15 protein-coding genes, 1 tRNA gene and 1 other annotated feature are annotated in these 15,061 nt (G+C 30.6%); all 16 genes read left to right on the forward strand.

Going from position 1 to position 15,061, the window contains the following annotated elements:
* Window positions 1-14: 14 nt before the first annotated feature.
* Window positions 15-89 (forward strand) — tRNA-Asn (locus I6U48_RS02990).
* A gap of 171 nt (window positions 90-260) precedes the next feature.
* Entirely contained in the window at window positions 261-869 is a 609-nt protein-coding gene (locus tag I6U48_RS02995; RefSeq protein ID WP_218318920.1) for a hypothetical protein, read from the forward strand.
* 148 nt (window positions 870-1,017) lie between these two features.
* On the forward strand, window positions 1,018-1,788 hold the full coding sequence (locus I6U48_RS03000) for a histidinol phosphate phosphatase (protein WP_218318921.1): 771 nt from the start codon (window positions 1,018-1,020) through the stop codon (window positions 1,786-1,788).
* 125 nt (window positions 1,789-1,913) lie between these two features.
* Complete coding sequence (locus tag I6U48_RS03005) at window positions 1,914-2,414, forward strand: flavin reductase family protein (RefSeq protein WP_218318922.1); 501 nt, start codon at window positions 1,914-1,916, stop codon at window positions 2,412-2,414.
* Window positions 2,415-2,509: 95 nt separating this feature from the next.
* Window positions 2,510-3,784 carry a replication-associated recombination protein A gene (locus tag I6U48_RS03010; RefSeq protein ID WP_218318923.1) on the forward strand — a complete coding sequence of 425 codons (1,275 nt, stop codon included), beginning with the start codon at window positions 2,510-2,512 and terminating at the stop codon, window positions 3,782-3,784.
* An 11-nt stretch (window positions 3,785-3,795) separates the two neighbouring features.
* Window positions 3,796-4,581, forward strand: coding sequence for a hypothetical protein (locus tag I6U48_RS03015; RefSeq protein WP_218318924.1), 786 nt, complete (start codon window positions 3,796-3,798; stop codon window positions 4,579-4,581).
* Window positions 4,582-4,643: 62 nt separating this feature from the next.
* Window positions 4,644-5,789, forward strand: a complete 1,146-nt coding sequence (locus I6U48_RS03020; RefSeq protein WP_218318925.1) for an ATP-binding protein — start codon at window positions 4,644-4,646, stop codon at window positions 5,787-5,789.
* Window positions 5,790-5,809: 20 nt separating this feature from the next.
* Complete coding sequence (locus I6U48_RS03025) at window positions 5,810-7,189, forward strand: vWA domain-containing protein (RefSeq protein ID WP_218318926.1); 1,380 nt, start codon at window positions 5,810-5,812, stop codon at window positions 7,187-7,189.
* 110 nt (window positions 7,190-7,299) lie between these two features.
* Window positions 7,300-7,755 (forward strand): RrF2 family transcriptional regulator, encoded by a 456-nt coding sequence (locus I6U48_RS03030; protein ID WP_218318927.1) that lies wholly within the window; start codon window positions 7,300-7,302, stop codon window positions 7,753-7,755.
* Window positions 7,748-8,935: a cysteine desulfurase NifS gene (gene nifS, locus I6U48_RS03035; RefSeq protein WP_218318928.1), complete on the forward strand. Its 1,188-nt coding sequence runs from the start codon at window positions 7,748-7,750 to the stop codon at window positions 8,933-8,935. The genes I6U48_RS03030 and nifS overlap by 8 nt, the downstream gene beginning before the upstream one ends.
* Window positions 8,936-8,959: 24 nt before the next feature.
* Window positions 8,960-9,388 (forward strand): Fe-S cluster assembly scaffold protein NifU, encoded by a 429-nt coding sequence (nifU, locus tag I6U48_RS03040; protein WP_218319012.1) that lies wholly within the window; start codon window positions 8,960-8,962, stop codon window positions 9,386-9,388.
* A 335-nt stretch (window positions 9,389-9,723) separates the two neighbouring features.
* Window positions 9,724-10,248 carry a PRC-barrel domain-containing protein gene (locus I6U48_RS03045; RefSeq protein WP_218318929.1) on the forward strand — a complete coding sequence of 175 codons (525 nt, stop codon included), beginning with the start codon at window positions 9,724-9,726 and terminating at the stop codon, window positions 10,246-10,248.
* Window positions 10,217-11,245 (forward strand): AI-2E family transporter, encoded by a 1,029-nt coding sequence (locus I6U48_RS03050; protein WP_218318930.1) that lies wholly within the window; start codon window positions 10,217-10,219, stop codon window positions 11,243-11,245. Before I6U48_RS03045 ends, I6U48_RS03050 begins: the two co-directional genes overlap by 32 nt.
* 78 nt (window positions 11,246-11,323) lie before the next feature.
* Window positions 11,324-11,542 (forward strand) — a binding site (T-box leader).
* A gap of 54 nt (window positions 11,543-11,596) precedes the next feature.
* Entirely contained in the window at window positions 11,597-14,236 is a 2,640-nt protein-coding gene (gene alaS, locus I6U48_RS03055) for an alanine--tRNA ligase (RefSeq protein WP_218318931.1), read from the forward strand.
* Window positions 14,237-14,298: 62 nt separating this feature from the next.
* Window positions 14,299-14,550, forward strand: coding sequence for an IreB family regulatory phosphoprotein (locus I6U48_RS03060; protein ID WP_218318932.1), 252 nt, complete (start codon window positions 14,299-14,301; stop codon window positions 14,548-14,550).
* A gap of 58 nt (window positions 14,551-14,608) precedes the next feature.
* On the forward strand, window positions 14,609-15,025 hold the full coding sequence (gene ruvX, locus I6U48_RS03065) for a Holliday junction resolvase RuvX (protein WP_218318933.1): 417 nt from the start codon (window positions 14,609-14,611) through the stop codon (window positions 15,023-15,025).
* Window positions 15,026-15,061 lie beyond the last annotated feature (36 nt).

The raw sequence follows: 15,061 nt of genomic DNA on the forward strand, positions 1-15,061 counted from the left end.
GCCAGGTAAAGCGTTCCGTGGTAGCTCAATGGTGGAGCATTCGGCTGTTAACCGAAGGGTTGGAGGTTCGAATCCTCTCCACGGAGCCATTTTTTATTTTTTGTAGAAAAAAATATTAGAAATTAAACTCATGCATTTAAAGTTTTTAGTGCATGAGTTTCTTTTTTTACTATAGATAAATATTCTTATATAAAAAAATATGTTATAATTAGAACATAAATATGCGGTAATAGAAAAGTTAACATACAGGAGGAATTACGATGGAAATAAACGAAAAAAACAAGCAAAATGTCATATCAGCACTAGTAGAAGCTGCAGCAAGGCCAATATTAGAAGCTAAAAGCTATTGGTACCAAAGTATTTATAATGTTTTAAGAGGAAAAAAGCAAAATACCAAAACTGAAGATGAATATATAACTTTATTAAAATCAGACATAATTTCCCTTAAGAAGCTATGGAATAGAGAGTTAGATGTAATATATAGTTGGGCAGAGAATCACACAATACCTGAATCTGATAAAATTAATGAAGCAATTTTGAAGATAGAGAATGACTCTGAGACAGAGGTATGTGATGGAAAAATTCGATTTAAGAATGGAGAGGGTCTAGATAAAAATGTTCTGGAGTTTATTGAAAGATATAATGCTATTCAAGATGAAGATGGGAGAATAAGAGCACTTCATGAAGACTATATATATCTTAAAATTAGAGACTACATAACTCTTAATATATATCAGTTTCTTTCAGAAAACAAGCAAATTTCAGAAGGTTTATTTAAGGATGACCCTAAAGACACCGTTCAGAGAATTGGTGATTTAACTTCTAACTATGCAGATATGTGCATGTATGATGATGTAGATGATGAATAAGAGTATCATCTATATGGTTATAGTGAGTAAGTTTACTATATACAAATGAAGTCCTGCTCTATTTGAGTAGGATTTTATTTATATATGTTTATTAGTTTAATATAAGTTAAAAATACTTTTAATATATTTAAAGAAAGGATGAAAATATATGTTTGATACGCATGTTCATACTAAAATATCTACAGATTCTAATATGGATATAGAAGAGGCTATAAAATCTGCCCAAAACAAGAATATATCGATGATAATAACAGAGCACATGGATTTAAAATTTCCAAAGGAAGGAATGTTTTGTTTCGATTCAAATAATTATTTTGAGGAATATTCTAAACATAGAGGAAAGAATCTCTTACTAGGAGTCGAAATTGGAATGAAGGAGGATTGTGTAGAGGAAAGTAGGGAGTTATTAAATGATAATCCTTTTGATTATGCAATAGGTTCAATTCACTTGGTAGACAACATGGATATTTATTATAGCGATTTTTATAAAAATAAAAGTAAGAGAGAAGCTTATGAAGAATATCTTAATTTTATGCTGAAATGTATAAAAAATTATGATTTTATTGATAGTATGGGTCACATTGATTATATTTCGAGATATGCTAATTTTGAGGACAAAGAGATGTATTATCATGATTTTTCTGATATTATTGATGAAATACTACAAGTTCTAATTGAAAAAGATAAATGTATAGAATTAAATACTAGAAGACTTGATGATGAAAAGGCAGCAAAAAATCTCATAAATATATATAGAAGGTTTAGGGAATTAGGCGGAAAAAACATAACAATAGGTTCTGATGCTCATAATACTGAAACTTTAGGATGCAATTTTAATGTAGCTAGAGAAATATCAGAATTATGTGACTTAAGAGTGGTATACTTTAAAGAAAGAAATAAAGAATATGAAAGAATATAAATTTTTTACAACTTCTAAGTGACTAAAAAGTGCCCTATTGAATATAAATTGTTAAAAAAATATAATAAACTTAGAATAGAGGAATATACTAAATTTAGAATTAACAAAATAGGAGGATTACACAAATGAATTTTGCATCAAATTTAGAAAAGTCTATGGAGCATTTACATAAACAAGGAGCATTCTTAACATGTAAGGTAAATAATGAAGTGAATACTATGACAATAAGCTGGGGAAGCATTGGATTTGTTTGGCAAAAACCAGTATTTACAGTGCTTGTAAGAAAATCAAGACACACTCATGAACTTATTGAAAAATGTATGGAGTTTACTGTAAGTGTGCCTTTTGATGATAAAATGAAAAAAGCATTAGCAGTATGTGGATCAAAGTCTGGAAGAGAAATAGATAAAATTAAAGAGTGCAATTTAGAATTAAAAGATGGAAAAGATGTTTCAGTTCCAGTAATAAAGGGCTGTGGAGTTCACTATGAGTGTAAGGTTATATTTAAGCAGGAAATGTGTCCTAACCTTTTAGATGAGGTTATTGATAAAGATTGCTATGGATCAAAAGATTATCATACTATGTATTATGGAGAAATAGTAAATTGTTATTTAGATGAAGAGTAAAATATTAAACCTCTCGCTTTAGGTGGGAGGTTTTCTTTTATAAATTATTGATGTACAATATTAATTAAGAATAGCTATTAAAAAGGAGTAAGTCTATGAAACCATTAGCAGATAAAATAAGGCCGAGTTGTATGAGTGAAATAGTTGGGCAGCATCACCTAGTAGGAGAAGGTAAAATACTTAATAAAATTATAGAAACAAAGCAAATACCCAATATGATTTTTTATGGTCCACCAGGAGTTGGGAAAACAACTGTAGCAAATATTATAGCAAGTGTGGCAAATAAGAGATTTTATAAACTAAATGCTACTAATGCTTCTGTAGGTGATATAAAAAAAATAATTGACGAGTTAGATAACTTATTGTCAATTAATGGAGTTCTGCTGTATTTAGATGAAATACAGAATTTTAATAAAAAGCAGCAGCAATCTTTACTTGAGTATACGGAGAATGGTCAAATAACGCTTATTGCTAGTACAACCGAAAATCCTTATTTTTATATATATAATGCGCTGCTTAGTAGATCCTCTGTATTTGAATTTAAGCCCTTAAATAAAAATGATATTATAAAAGCATTAAAAAGAGGAATTGATGTTCTGGAAAAAGAATTAAAAAGTACTAAAATTCTTTGTGAAGAAAGTATATTAGAGTATTTTGCAGAAAATAGTGGTGGAGATTTAAGAAAAGCTATAAATAATTTACAGTTAACAATTTATACTGCTAATAGAAATAGCGATGGAAATATTGAAGTAACTATGGAACTTGCAAAGGAATGCTCTGGAACTAAGGCTTTAAATTATGATAAGCTCGGAGACAAACACTATGATGTTTTAAGTGCATTTCAAAAATCAATCAGAGGAAGCGACCCGGATGCAGCTATTCATTATTTAGCAAGGCTTATAAAAGCAGGGGATTTGATATCAATATGCAGAAGACTTTTGGTAATTGCAGCAGAGGATATAGGAGTTGCTTATCCTAGTGCTATATCTATAGTTAAGGCATGTGTGGATTCAGCTATGCAGCTTGGTTTTCCTGAGGCGAGAATTCCTTTAGCAGAAGCAGTAATAGTTTTGGCTACAGCCCCTAAATCTAACTCAGCAATAAGTGCTATTGATAAGGCCCTAAGTGACTTAGATAACTTAAATGTAGGAGAAGTCCCTGAAGATTTAAAAGATGCCCATTATGGAGGCGCACAAAAACTAAATAGAGGACTTGGATATAAGTATCCCCACAATTATGAAAATCACTATGTTAAACAGCAATATTTGCCTGATAATATAAAAGATGCTTTATATTATATACCTGGAAACAATAAAATGGAAAACTCCGCTAAGGCATACATGAATTTTTTAAAGGAATCGAGTAAGTAGAGGTGAGTTTTATGAATGAGAGTGAAAAAAATATTTTAAATATTTTATCAAAAAACCCATATTATATCAAGTCAGTAGAAGATCCCAGTGAAGAAATGCAGCTTTCAGCTGTAAAAGAAAATGGTATGCTCCTTGGGTATATAAAGAATCCAACAGAAAAAGTAAAATGGGAAGCACTAAAATCTAATAAGTGGGCCATTGAGTATATTGAAGAACCAGATGAAGCCATGTGTCTATATGTTGTAGAGCGGGCATGGAACGCTCTAAAACACATTAAGAAGTCTAATGAAAAACTTATAAGAAAAGCAATAGAGCAAAAAGGATGGGCAATTCAATTCTGTGAAAATCCTTCAGAAGAACTTCAAGTTTTAGCTGTCGAGAAAGATTGGGACTCAATAAAATATATAGATAATCCAACTGACAAGGTCAAATTGTATGCTATAAAAAAAGAATGGAATGCTATTAAGTATGTTAAAAATCCAACATTAGAAATGCAAATTGCTGCAGTTATTCAAAGCGAAGAAGCTGTTAGATACATAGATGATATCAGTGAAAAAACATGGATTTATTTTGTTATACATAATATAAAAGTATTAAAGTATATAGATAAAAATATAAGCATGGAAAAAATACAAGAAGTCTTGAAAGAAAAAATTTCAGATGAAAATATTGATAAAGATTATGTGTTAAACTTTATAGAGGATGAGATTTTAAAAATTGACAAGGTCAGGTTCATATATGCATATGGAAGCATGAAAGCCAAAAGAATTTTAGTAGATTACAAGATTTCAATTTAAATACTAATAATATGCATTTTTAATAATTACAATAAATACTTAGGATTAAGGAGTTGATTTTAATGAATTTTACTGATGCTATGCTTACTGTAGATTTGGTAATAAAAAGCGGAGCGGTACCTCTTATTATAGGTGAAAGTGGTATAGGAAAAACTGCGCTTATAAAAGAGTTAGCACGAAAAGAAGGATATTATGCAATTGTAATAGATGCTAATATACTTAAAGAAGGAGAAATTGGCGGTCTACCAACTGTACAGGAATATCAAGTAACAATAGATGGAAAAGAAATTATAAGAAAGAAAACGGTGTACGCAATTCATACAAAATTATTAGAGATAGATGAAGTTTTGAAAGAAGATTCAAGTAAAAAAATATTGTTATTTATTGATGAAATTAATAGATGTGAACATAGTGTTCAACAGGAACTCATGAATTTAATTTTAAATAGAGAGATAAATGGATATTTGCTTCCAAGTAATGTAAGAGTAATAGCTGCAATGAATCCGTCTAATAAATATGAAACCTTCACAGAGAGCAATTATCAAGTAGTAGATATGGATCCTGCACAGGAAAATCGTTTTGTATGGGTAGAATTGGAATCAGATGTTAAGGAATGGCTAAAATGGGCAATGGAGAAAAGTAATTGTGTTGAAGAAACTAATATCCATGAACAAATTTCAGAATTTATTGCTAGTTTTCCAGAATATTTACATACTCCATATTCACAAGAATATATTAAAGCAACGCCAAGAAGTTGGGAAAGAATATCTAATGCTTATAAAGTATATTTAAATAGTGAAAAAACAATACCTGCTAAGATCTTTTACAATGTGGTTGTAGGAAATGTAGGACAAAGTATTGCTCAAGACTTCAATAATTATCTAGAGGATTACCAGAATCCTATCATTAAGCCAGAAGAGATATTTTTTAGTGAAGAGATAAGTGATGAATTAGCTGAAAAAGTAGAGAAAGAAAGTCACTCAAGATTATATTTATCAGCAAAAAATGCTTTGATATATTTAGATAATATGGAACATAGGGAAAGAGAAATTAAATTGTTTTCAGAATTTATTCAATTATATCCTGCAGATTTAAAAATGGGAATCATGAAGGAAATAAAGCTGAGCTATGAAAATAGTTTATATATGGAACTTTTAAATGAAAAAACCTTTGTAGATGGATATTTTTCTGTATATGCTCAATTATGATTTTAGAGAGGAAGGAGAAAATGGGAGAGAAAACAAAGTTTGATGAATTAAGAATTGATTTATTTAATGAAGTTATAATGTGGAAAGACTCTGAAAGCATGACTGATGAGTTTAAAAGAAAGTTTTTAAAGTTATTAGAATTATGTACATTTTCTATGATGGAAGAAGCAGATAATTTTTTTGCACTTTTTACTATGCAGATGAAAAGAGAAATCAAATTAGATTTACCTACTGCAGTAGGTAATACAGCATCCATATCTCACTTTACAATATATTTTAATCCATATATTTTTCTTCAATGCTCTTTAGAAGAAATGAAGGCTTTATTAAAGCATGAGGTATACCATATTATGTATAATCATTTAAAAAGGGCAGAAATCATAAAGGGAAAGTATAGTTCTACTGCAATAAACACTGCTATGGATATTTCAATTAATCAGTATATACATAATATGCCTTTATGGTCAGATAACATTAGAAATATAATGTTAACCTACAATGTTGATTTACTAGAGGATTTGCCATTTGAAGAGTACGCAAGGATTATTCAAGAGGGAATGAATAAACTAAAGTCTTCCAAGGGGCCGGAGATTCTGGAGGGTAAAGATGAAACAAAGTCAGATTCTATAAAGAAAGAGCATGATGTTGAACATGCTCATGATTTATGGGAGAGTTCTCAAGAGCAACCTACTCTGCAGCAAATAAAACAACTTACCAAAAAGGTTTCAAATATTGCAGCAAAAGGGAAAATACCAACTCCTTTTGAGAAAGCTATGGAATTATTCAATGCTAAAGCAGAGATTTCCTGGAAAGATCACTTAAGAAATACGTTAGGAACTTTACATACAGGTTACAAAAAAACTTCAACAAGAAATGATCGAAGGCAGCCAGAAAGGCTTGAATTGAGAGGTAAGCTTCCAAAGTATACAGCTCATGTTATTGTTGCAATTGATATTAGTGGAAGCATAACGGATAAAGAAATAGATAAGATAATGATAGAGGTTTTTGATATAGTAAAAATTCAAAACCATGAAATTACTGTAATAGAATGTGATAATCAAATAAGAAGAGTTTATAAGGCAAAAAGTAAAAAAGATATAAAGTCAAAATTAGATACTAAAGGAGGAACGGCTTTTTCACCTGTTATTGAATATATGAATAAACTTAGTATGCGAAACTGCTTTTTAATCTATTTTACAGATGGAGTAGGGGAGAAAAAGTTAAATGTTGCTCCAATAAACTACAAAATTTTATGGGTTCTTACAGGAAAAGATGAGAAGCTTTCTTTAGACAGAAGCTATGGAATAATTAAAAAACTTCCAGGTGTAAATGTGCAAAAAGCTGATCCTACCTATGCTAAAGACACTATGAAAGAAATTTTAATGGAGTGGGCAAAATAATATATAATAATACAACTTTTTCTAAGTTTATTGTTGACAATTTTACTCTGATTTGATATTATAAACATGTAAAGCATAGTAAAATACTCAACATTAAAGGAAGTGATTAAGTGAAGCTATCAACTAAGGGTAGATATGGTGTAAAGGCTATGGTTGATTTGGCTATTCATTACGGTGAGGAACCGTCATCCATAAAGAGTATATCAGAGCGGCAAAATATTTCGGAATATTATCTTGAACAGCTGTTTTCTCCTCTTAGAAAGGCAAATTTAATAAAGAGTATAAGAGGAGCTCAAGGTGGATATATACTCAGTAAGGCACCTAAAGATATAACAGTAGCAGATGTTATGAAGGTATTAGAAGGGCCTATTGAAATATCAGACTGTATTGATGGGAATACTGAAAATTCCTGTGGGAATATAGATTGTTGTGCTACTAGGCTTTTATGGTCAAGAATAAAGGAAAGTATTGATACCGTCATGGAGTCAACAACACTTCAAGATATGGTAGACGATTATAATAAAATTAAATCAAACAGAGTGAAAGGGGATAACGTAAATGACTAATAAAAAAGTTTATATGGATTATTCAGCTACTACTTATACTAAACCAGAAGTATTAGAGGAAATGCTTCCTTTCTTTACTGAGCATTTTGGTAATCCATCTTCATTATATTCAATATCAGATGTACCTAGAAAAGCTATTATAACTGCTAGAGAACGAGTAGCTAAGGCAATAAATGCAGAAAGAGATGAAATATTCTTTACTGCTGGTGGATCAGAAAGTGATAACTGGATATTAAAGGGAATAGCATTAGCTCATAAAGACAAAGGTAATCATATAATAACAACAAAGATAGAGCATCATGCAATACTACATGCTTGTAAATTCCTTGAAAAGAATGGATTTGAAGTAACATATCTCCCAGTAGATGAGTGTGGATTAGTAAGAATAGAAGATTTCAAAAATGCTATTACAGATAAAACTATACTTGTATCAGTTATGTTTGCCAATAATGAAATAGGTGCTATTGAGCCAATAGCTGAAATTGGAGCTATATGTAAAGAAAAGAAAATTTTCTTTCATACTGATGCAGTTCAAGCAGTTGCTCATGTTCCAATAGATGTAAAGGCAATGAATATAGATGCACTTTCTATGGCAGGACATAAATTCTATGGACCAAAAGGTATAGGTGCAATGTACTTAAGAAAAGGTATAAAGATAGAAAACTTAATCCACGGCGGCGGACAGGAAAAAGGTAAAAGAGCATCAACAGAAAATGTTCCTGGTATAGTTGGAATAGGAAAGGCTCTTGAACTTGCTGTAGAGGACTTGGAAACAGAATCAAATAGATTGAAAGCTTTTAGAGATAGGCTTTTAAATGGATTAGTAGAGAGAGTACCATATGTTAAGGTAAATGGTCCTATAGGAGAAAATAGGATGCCTGGAAACGTTAACGTAAGCTTCATAGGAATAGAGGGAGAAACATTATTACTAGACTTAAATGATGCTGGAATATTTGCATCTACAGGTAGTGCATGTGCCTCAGGATCTTTAGATCCTTCACACGTTTTGCTTGCTATAGGATTAAAACATGAAGTAGCACATGGTTCGTTAAGATTAAGTTTAGGAGCTGGAACTACTGAAGAAGAAATAGATTATGCACTTGAGGTAATTCCAAAAGTAGTTAAGAGAAGAAGAGAAATGTCACCATTTTGGGAAGATTTTATAAAAAGTCAAAAATAATAATCTGGAGGTAAAATAATTATGATGTACAGTGAAAAGGTTATGGATCATTTCAGAAATCCTAGAAATGTTGGAGAAATAGAAGATGCTAATGGTATAGGAGAAGTTGGAAATCCACAATGTGGAGATATAATGAAAATTTATATAAAAGTAGAAGAGAATATAGTTAAAGATGTAAAATTTAAAACTTTTGGATGTGGTTCAGCTATTGCTTCATCAAGTATGGCTACAGAACTAATAAAAGGAAAAACATTAGAAGATGCTTGGCAGCTAACTAATAAGGCTGTTGCAGAAGCATTAGATGGTCTTCCACCTGTGAAAATGCATTGTTCAGTACTTGCAGAAGAAGCTATCCATAAAGCAATAAATAACTATAGAGAATCAAAAGGATTAGAACCTTGGGAAATGAAAACTCATTCAGAACATATCCATGAGCATGTTCATGGCGAATAGAAATAAAAAGGTGGTTACGCAGAGCGCATATTTATGCATTCTGCGCAACCACCTTTTTTAAATAATATTTATTTCCATGGCAATCACTTGATTATTTTTTAGTCTATTATTCAATTATATAGTTATATTTTTCACTTTATTGGAAAAAATATAATGCATGACTCATTTTTGTATATTTTAATTTAACCTTCAAAATTGTAAAAGTATATATAGACATCTATACCAGATACCTAAATTATACGCAGGTATATGTGCTTTCAGCTTGAAAATATACGCTGGAGTGTAAGCTAAGTGTCGGCAGGGAGCCGTCTATATGACTTATGAGGTGAGATGATTTGTATAGAACAAGAGATTTTATTCTTATGGATGTTATAAGTGTGGAAGGTAAAAAACTTGGTTTTATAGATGATATATTAATAGATTTTAATAAGAAGAAAATAATAGGTTTTAGTATAGCATCTTCTGGTCTATTTAAAAGAAACTTGAGTGTTATGACAGAAAACATAGTAGGATTTAACAATGTTATGGTAATCACAAGTGCAGATAAAGGAAAATTTTTAGAGTTTAAAAAAATAAGAGGAATAGATGTAAAGGATCGAAAAGGTAATATTATAGGGATGATAGAAGATATTTTATTTGATGAAACAAATTTTATAATGGTAGCAGTAATGATATCTACGGGATTTATTACGAATTTTATATCTGGTAAAAAAATAATTCTTATAAAGGATTTAATGCTTGGAGAAAAAAATGTGTTATATAGTAGAAAAAATGAAAACCTTAATTTTACAAGTTTACCTCATAGATTATTTATAGAAGATGATGAAAATGAAAAAAGTAGAAAAAAAGATACTGTTTAAATATGCAATATTATTAATAAGTATACTTATTGTAATATTTGTATGCATTAGAAATTCCGTTATAAGAGAAGTATTATATCTACTATTTATATCATTTATTATTTCATATACATTAAGACCATTACAAAAGAAAATACAGCACTATGGACTAAGTAAAAGAGCTTCAGCACTAATATTAATATGTATACTGATACTGATGGTTATAGCAGCTTTTACGTTATTGATACCATCAATATTTAAGGAAAGTCTAAATATAAATTCAACTTTTGACAATATTCAAAAAATCATAGATAAGTTCTATTTAAAATTAAAGCCTATAAGCAGCAATAAGACTATTTATGCAGTAATTGATAAAGTTCATACTAGAATAAATGATCAGATGATAAAATTCTTTACAAATATTTTTGAATCTATATTAAATATAGGCCAAAATATAGTTTCTATAGCTGTAATACCTATAATATGTTATTACTTTTTAGCTGATGGGCATAGCATTGGTAACAAAATATTAAATTTTTTCCCTATTAGAAGCAGAACTATGGTAAGGAAAATATGTTGTGATATAGACAAAATACTTGGAAGATATATTGTTAGTCAATTGTTTTTATGTTTGCTTATTGGTGGAGCTACTTTTATAACTCTTGTTTTTTTAAAAGTAGGTTTTCCTGTAATTTTATCTGTGCTAAATGCTTTTTTTAATATAGTTCCATACTTTGGACCAATATTTGGAGCAATACCGGCTGTACTTGTTGCTCTAGTAGATTCCCCACAAAAAGCATTGTATACTATTATATGGTTGTATCTTATCCAACAGATTGAAGGAAATATACTATCACCAAAGATAACTGGCGATAGTATTAGTATGCATCCTTTAGTAGTAATATTGTTACTTATAATAGGGGGGAAGGCTGCTGGTTTTTTAGGGATGATATTAGCTATTCCGATAGGAGTTATTATAAAAGTAATATATGAAGATCTTAATTACTATTTGTTTTAAGAATTTATAACAGCTAATTATAAAAACCAATATTGACACGAATTATATTTTTATTTATAATTTGTATCATAATTAGATATTAAGACAATGATTGGAAGGAGTAAATATAATTGGTTGCACCAAGAGAAGAAGTGGTTGGTGGAAACTTCCTGTAACCTATATTGAAGCAGTCCAGGAGTCATATTTTTTTAAGATATCAGCTTACAATTCAAACTGTGGTTAGTTAGTTTGAGATATATAACTATTGTTAAAGCTGAAAATTAGGGTGGTACCACGGAATAAGCTTTCGTCCCTTACGGGATGGGAGTTTTTTTATTAAAATAAATTTAATTTACAAAGGAGAGATGGACAATGGAAAAGTTAGGCTTGAATCAAATTAGAGAAATGTATTTAAGCTTTTTTGAAAGCAAAGAACATTTAAGAATGCCAAGTGCTTCACTTATACCTAAAAATGACAAGAGTTTGTTGCTAATAAATGCTGGTATGGCACCGTTAAAACCATATTTTACAGGTATGCAGGTTCCTCCAAGAAATAAGGTAACTACCTGCCAAAAGTGTATAAGAACTGGTGACATAGAGAATGTCGGAAAAACCTCTAGACATGGAACATTTTTTGAAATGCTCGGAAATTTTTCGTTTGGAGACTATTTTAAGGAAGAGGCTATTCCATGGGCGTGGGAGTTTATAACAGAAGTTTTGAAACTTCCTAAGGATAGGTTGTATGTAACAATTTATCTAGATGATGATGAATCTTTCGATATATGGACTAAAAAAGTAGGGGTTGACCCTTCAAGAATATTTAGACTTGGTAAGGATGATAACTTCTGGGAGCTTGGAGTAGGACCTTGTGGACCTTGTTCTGAAATTCACTTTGATAGAGGGGCAGGTAACATAAGTAGTGCGGATGAATTTGTTAAAGCTGCAGATGAAGATAGGGTAGTTGAATTTTGGAATCTTGTATTTACACAATTTGATAAGGATGAAGAAGGAAATTATAATAAACTAGCAAAACCAAATATTGATACTGGTATGGGACTTGAAAGAATTGCAACTATAATGCAAGGAAAAAACAGCATATTTGAAGTTGATACTTTGAGAGCTATATTAGACGAAATAAGCAAAACTACTGATACTAAATACGGTAGCAGTGAAAAAAGTGATATATCTATGAGAGTTATAACTGATCATATAAGAAGTGTAACTTTTATGATTAGTGATGGAATATTACCTTCAAATGAAGGTCGTGGTTATGTTCTTAGAAGATTGTTAAGAAGAGCTGCAAAACACGGAAAATCATTAGGAATAAATGGCGAATTTTTGTATAAGCTAACAGATGTAGTTATAGACAATGCTAGTGGAAACTATCCAGAACTTAAAGAGAAGAGAGAGTATATAAAGAAGGTTATAAAACTAGAAGAAGAAAGATTTGCAGAAACTATAGATAGTGGAATGCAAATACTAAACGAATACATAGAAAAACTTCAAAATAGCAGTACTTCTATGTTAGGTGGCGATAAAGCCTTTAAATTATATGATACTTATGGATTCCCTATAGAGCTTACTCAAGAAATATTAGAAGAAAAGGGCATGACGGTAGATTTAGAAGGTTTTAATAAAGAAATGCAGAGTCAGAGAGAAAGAGCTAGAGCTGCTAGAGAAGAAACTAACTACATGGGTGCTGAAGATACTATATTGAATAAAATTCCTTTAGAAATAGAAACCGAGTTTGATGGATATGATGTATTAGATTTGAATTCAAAGGTTAAAATTTTAATAAAAGAAGAGGAATTTGTAAATCAACTTAATGAAGGGGAAAAAGGTGTTATTATCACTGAAAAGACTCCTTTTTATGCAGAAATGGGAGGTCAGGTAGGAGATAAAGGCATAGTAACGCTTGGTTCTTTTAAAGCAGAAGTTTTAGATTGTAAAAAGAATTTAGCAGGAAAGGTACTTCATTTTGTTAAAGTTATTTCGGGAAATGTCAAGGTTAATGAAGAAATTACTTTAAAAGTAAATGAACAAAGAAGAAATAACATAAGAAGAAATCATACTGCAACACACGTTTTAAATGAGGCATTAAGAAAAGTTTTAGGTGATCATGTACACCAATCTGGATCTTATGTCGATGATGATAGACTAAGATTTGATTTTAACCATTTTGAGGCTGTAAATGATGATGAACTTGAAAAAGTAGAGAAACTAGTTAATGAAAATGTTATGAAAGTTATGGATGTTAAAACTCAAGTTATGACTTTAGAAGAAGCAAGAGAAAGTGGAGCTATAGCTTTATTTGACGACAAATACAAAGATGAAGTGAGAGTAGTTTCGGTGGGGGATTTTAGTAAAGAGCTATGTGGAGGAACTCATGTAGTAAACTCAGGACAGATTGGTTTATTCAAAATAGTTTCAGAGGCTGGTGTTGCTGCTGGAATAAGAAGAATTGAAGCTGTTACTGGTCCTAGAGCAATTGCCTTTGTTGAAGAAAAGAATAATCTTGTTAAAGAAATTTCTAATAAATTAAAATGTGCTGAAAAGGAAATATTGCATAGACTAGATGTACAATTTGCCGAGTTAAAAGAAAAAGACAGAGAAATAGTTGAATTGAAATCTAAGCTTGCTAGTGGTTCAGAAAATGAAATTTTAAATAATGGAAAAGAGATAAAAGGAGTAAAACTTCTTACTGGAATGTTAAAGGATATTGATGGCAACTCACTTAGAGAGCTTGCTGATAAAATTAGAAGCAAGGCTGGAGAATGTGTTGTAGTTCTTGGAAGTACATGTGAAGGAAAGGTTCAATTGGTTGCGATGGCAACAAAGGGTGTAATTGAAAAAGGCGTTCATTGTGGAAAAATTATAAAAGAGGTAGCAGCTGTTACCGGCGGCGGAGGAGGTGGAAGACCAGACATGGCTCAAGCTGGTGGAAAACTACCAGAAAAGTTAGATAAAGCAATAGAAAGCTGCTTTGGAATTGTGGAAAAACTAGTTAAATAGTATACAATTCATTAAATATAGTCTATAATATATTTAATAGATATTGTTAGCGAGGTGATAAAATGAGTAACGATAATACTATCCAGTTTGATATTTCTAAGAGCAAAAAAGATTTAACTAAAGAAATATTAACTGAGATTTACGATTCGCTAATTAAAAAAGGTTATAATCCTGTAAACCAACTTGTAGGCTATTTAATTTCTGGCGATCCAACATATATTACAAATTATAATGGTGCAAGATCCCTAGTAAGGAAGCTTGAAAGAGATGAGATATTAGAAGAGGTTTTAAAGGCATATCTAGGGATAAAATAAAAGTGCCCTTAGGGGCATTTTTATTTTAAATTTGAACATAATAATGTAGGAGAATAAAATGAGAATACTTGGATTAGATATAGGAGATAGAACTATAGGAGTTGCAGTAAGTGACCCACTTGGTTTTACTGCACAGGGGATTACTACCATTAGAAGAAAGAGCGTAGATAAAGATTTAGAAGAACTTAAGAAAATTTGTGATGAATACAGTGTAGAATCTATAGTAGCTGGGCTTCCTAAAAATATGAATGGAACTTTAGGACCTCAAAGTGAAAAAGTAATGAACTTTTGTGATTCCATAAAAGAGCATATTAAGTTGCCAATTAATATGTGGGATGAAAGGTTAACTACTGTAGCTGCCCATAGAGCTATGCTTGAGGCAGATTTATCACGTGCAAAAAGGAAGAAAATTGTAGATAAAATGGCTGCTATATATATACTTCAAGGGTATTTAGATAGTATTGCTAAAAAATAATAGACATTTGTATTCTAAGATTTTGTAAATAAATTA

This window comes from Clostridium thailandense (genome assembly GCF_019207025.1).
Lineage (GTDB): Bacteria > Bacillota > Clostridia > Clostridiales > Clostridiaceae > Clostridium_AM > Clostridium_AM thailandense.

What these genes read in the sequence shown, in the direction of transcription:
- I6U48_RS02995 (WP_218318920.1), top strand. Translation starts at nt 261, where the DNA reads ATGGAAATAAACGAAAAAAACAAGCAAAATGTCATATCAGCACTAGTA.
- I6U48_RS03000 (WP_218318921.1), top strand. Translation starts at nt 1,018, where the DNA reads ATGTTTGATACGCATGTTCATACTAAAATATCTACAGATTCTAATATG.
- I6U48_RS03005 (WP_218318922.1), top strand. Translation starts at nt 1,914, where the DNA reads ATGAATTTTGCATCAAATTTAGAAAAGTCTATGGAGCATTTACATAAA.
- I6U48_RS03010 (WP_218318923.1), top strand. Translation starts at nt 2,510, where the DNA reads ATGAAACCATTAGCAGATAAAATAAGGCCGAGTTGTATGAGTGAAATA.
- I6U48_RS03015 (WP_218318924.1), top strand. Translation starts at nt 3,796, where the DNA reads ATGAATGAGAGTGAAAAAAATATTTTAAATATTTTATCAAAAAACCCA.
- I6U48_RS03020 (WP_218318925.1), top strand. Translation starts at nt 4,644, where the DNA reads ATGAATTTTACTGATGCTATGCTTACTGTAGATTTGGTAATAAAAAGC.
- I6U48_RS03025 (WP_218318926.1), top strand. Translation starts at nt 5,810, where the DNA reads ATGGGAGAGAAAACAAAGTTTGATGAATTAAGAATTGATTTATTTAAT.
- nifS (WP_218318928.1), top strand. Translation starts at nt 7,748, where the DNA reads ATGACTAATAAAAAAGTTTATATGGATTATTCAGCTACTACTTATACT.
- nifU (WP_218319012.1), top strand. Translation starts at nt 8,960, where the DNA reads ATGTACAGTGAAAAGGTTATGGATCATTTCAGAAATCCTAGAAATGTT.
- I6U48_RS03050 (WP_218318930.1), top strand. Translation starts at nt 10,217, where the DNA reads ATGAAAAAAGTAGAAAAAAAGATACTGTTTAAATATGCAATATTATTA.
- alaS (WP_218318931.1), top strand. Translation starts at nt 11,597, where the DNA reads ATGGAAAAGTTAGGCTTGAATCAAATTAGAGAAATGTATTTAAGCTTT.
- I6U48_RS03060 (WP_218318932.1), top strand. Translation starts at nt 14,299, where the DNA reads ATGAGTAACGATAATACTATCCAGTTTGATATTTCTAAGAGCAAAAAA.
- ruvX (WP_218318933.1), top strand. Translation starts at nt 14,609, where the DNA reads ATGAGAATACTTGGATTAGATATAGGAGATAGAACTATAGGAGTTGCA.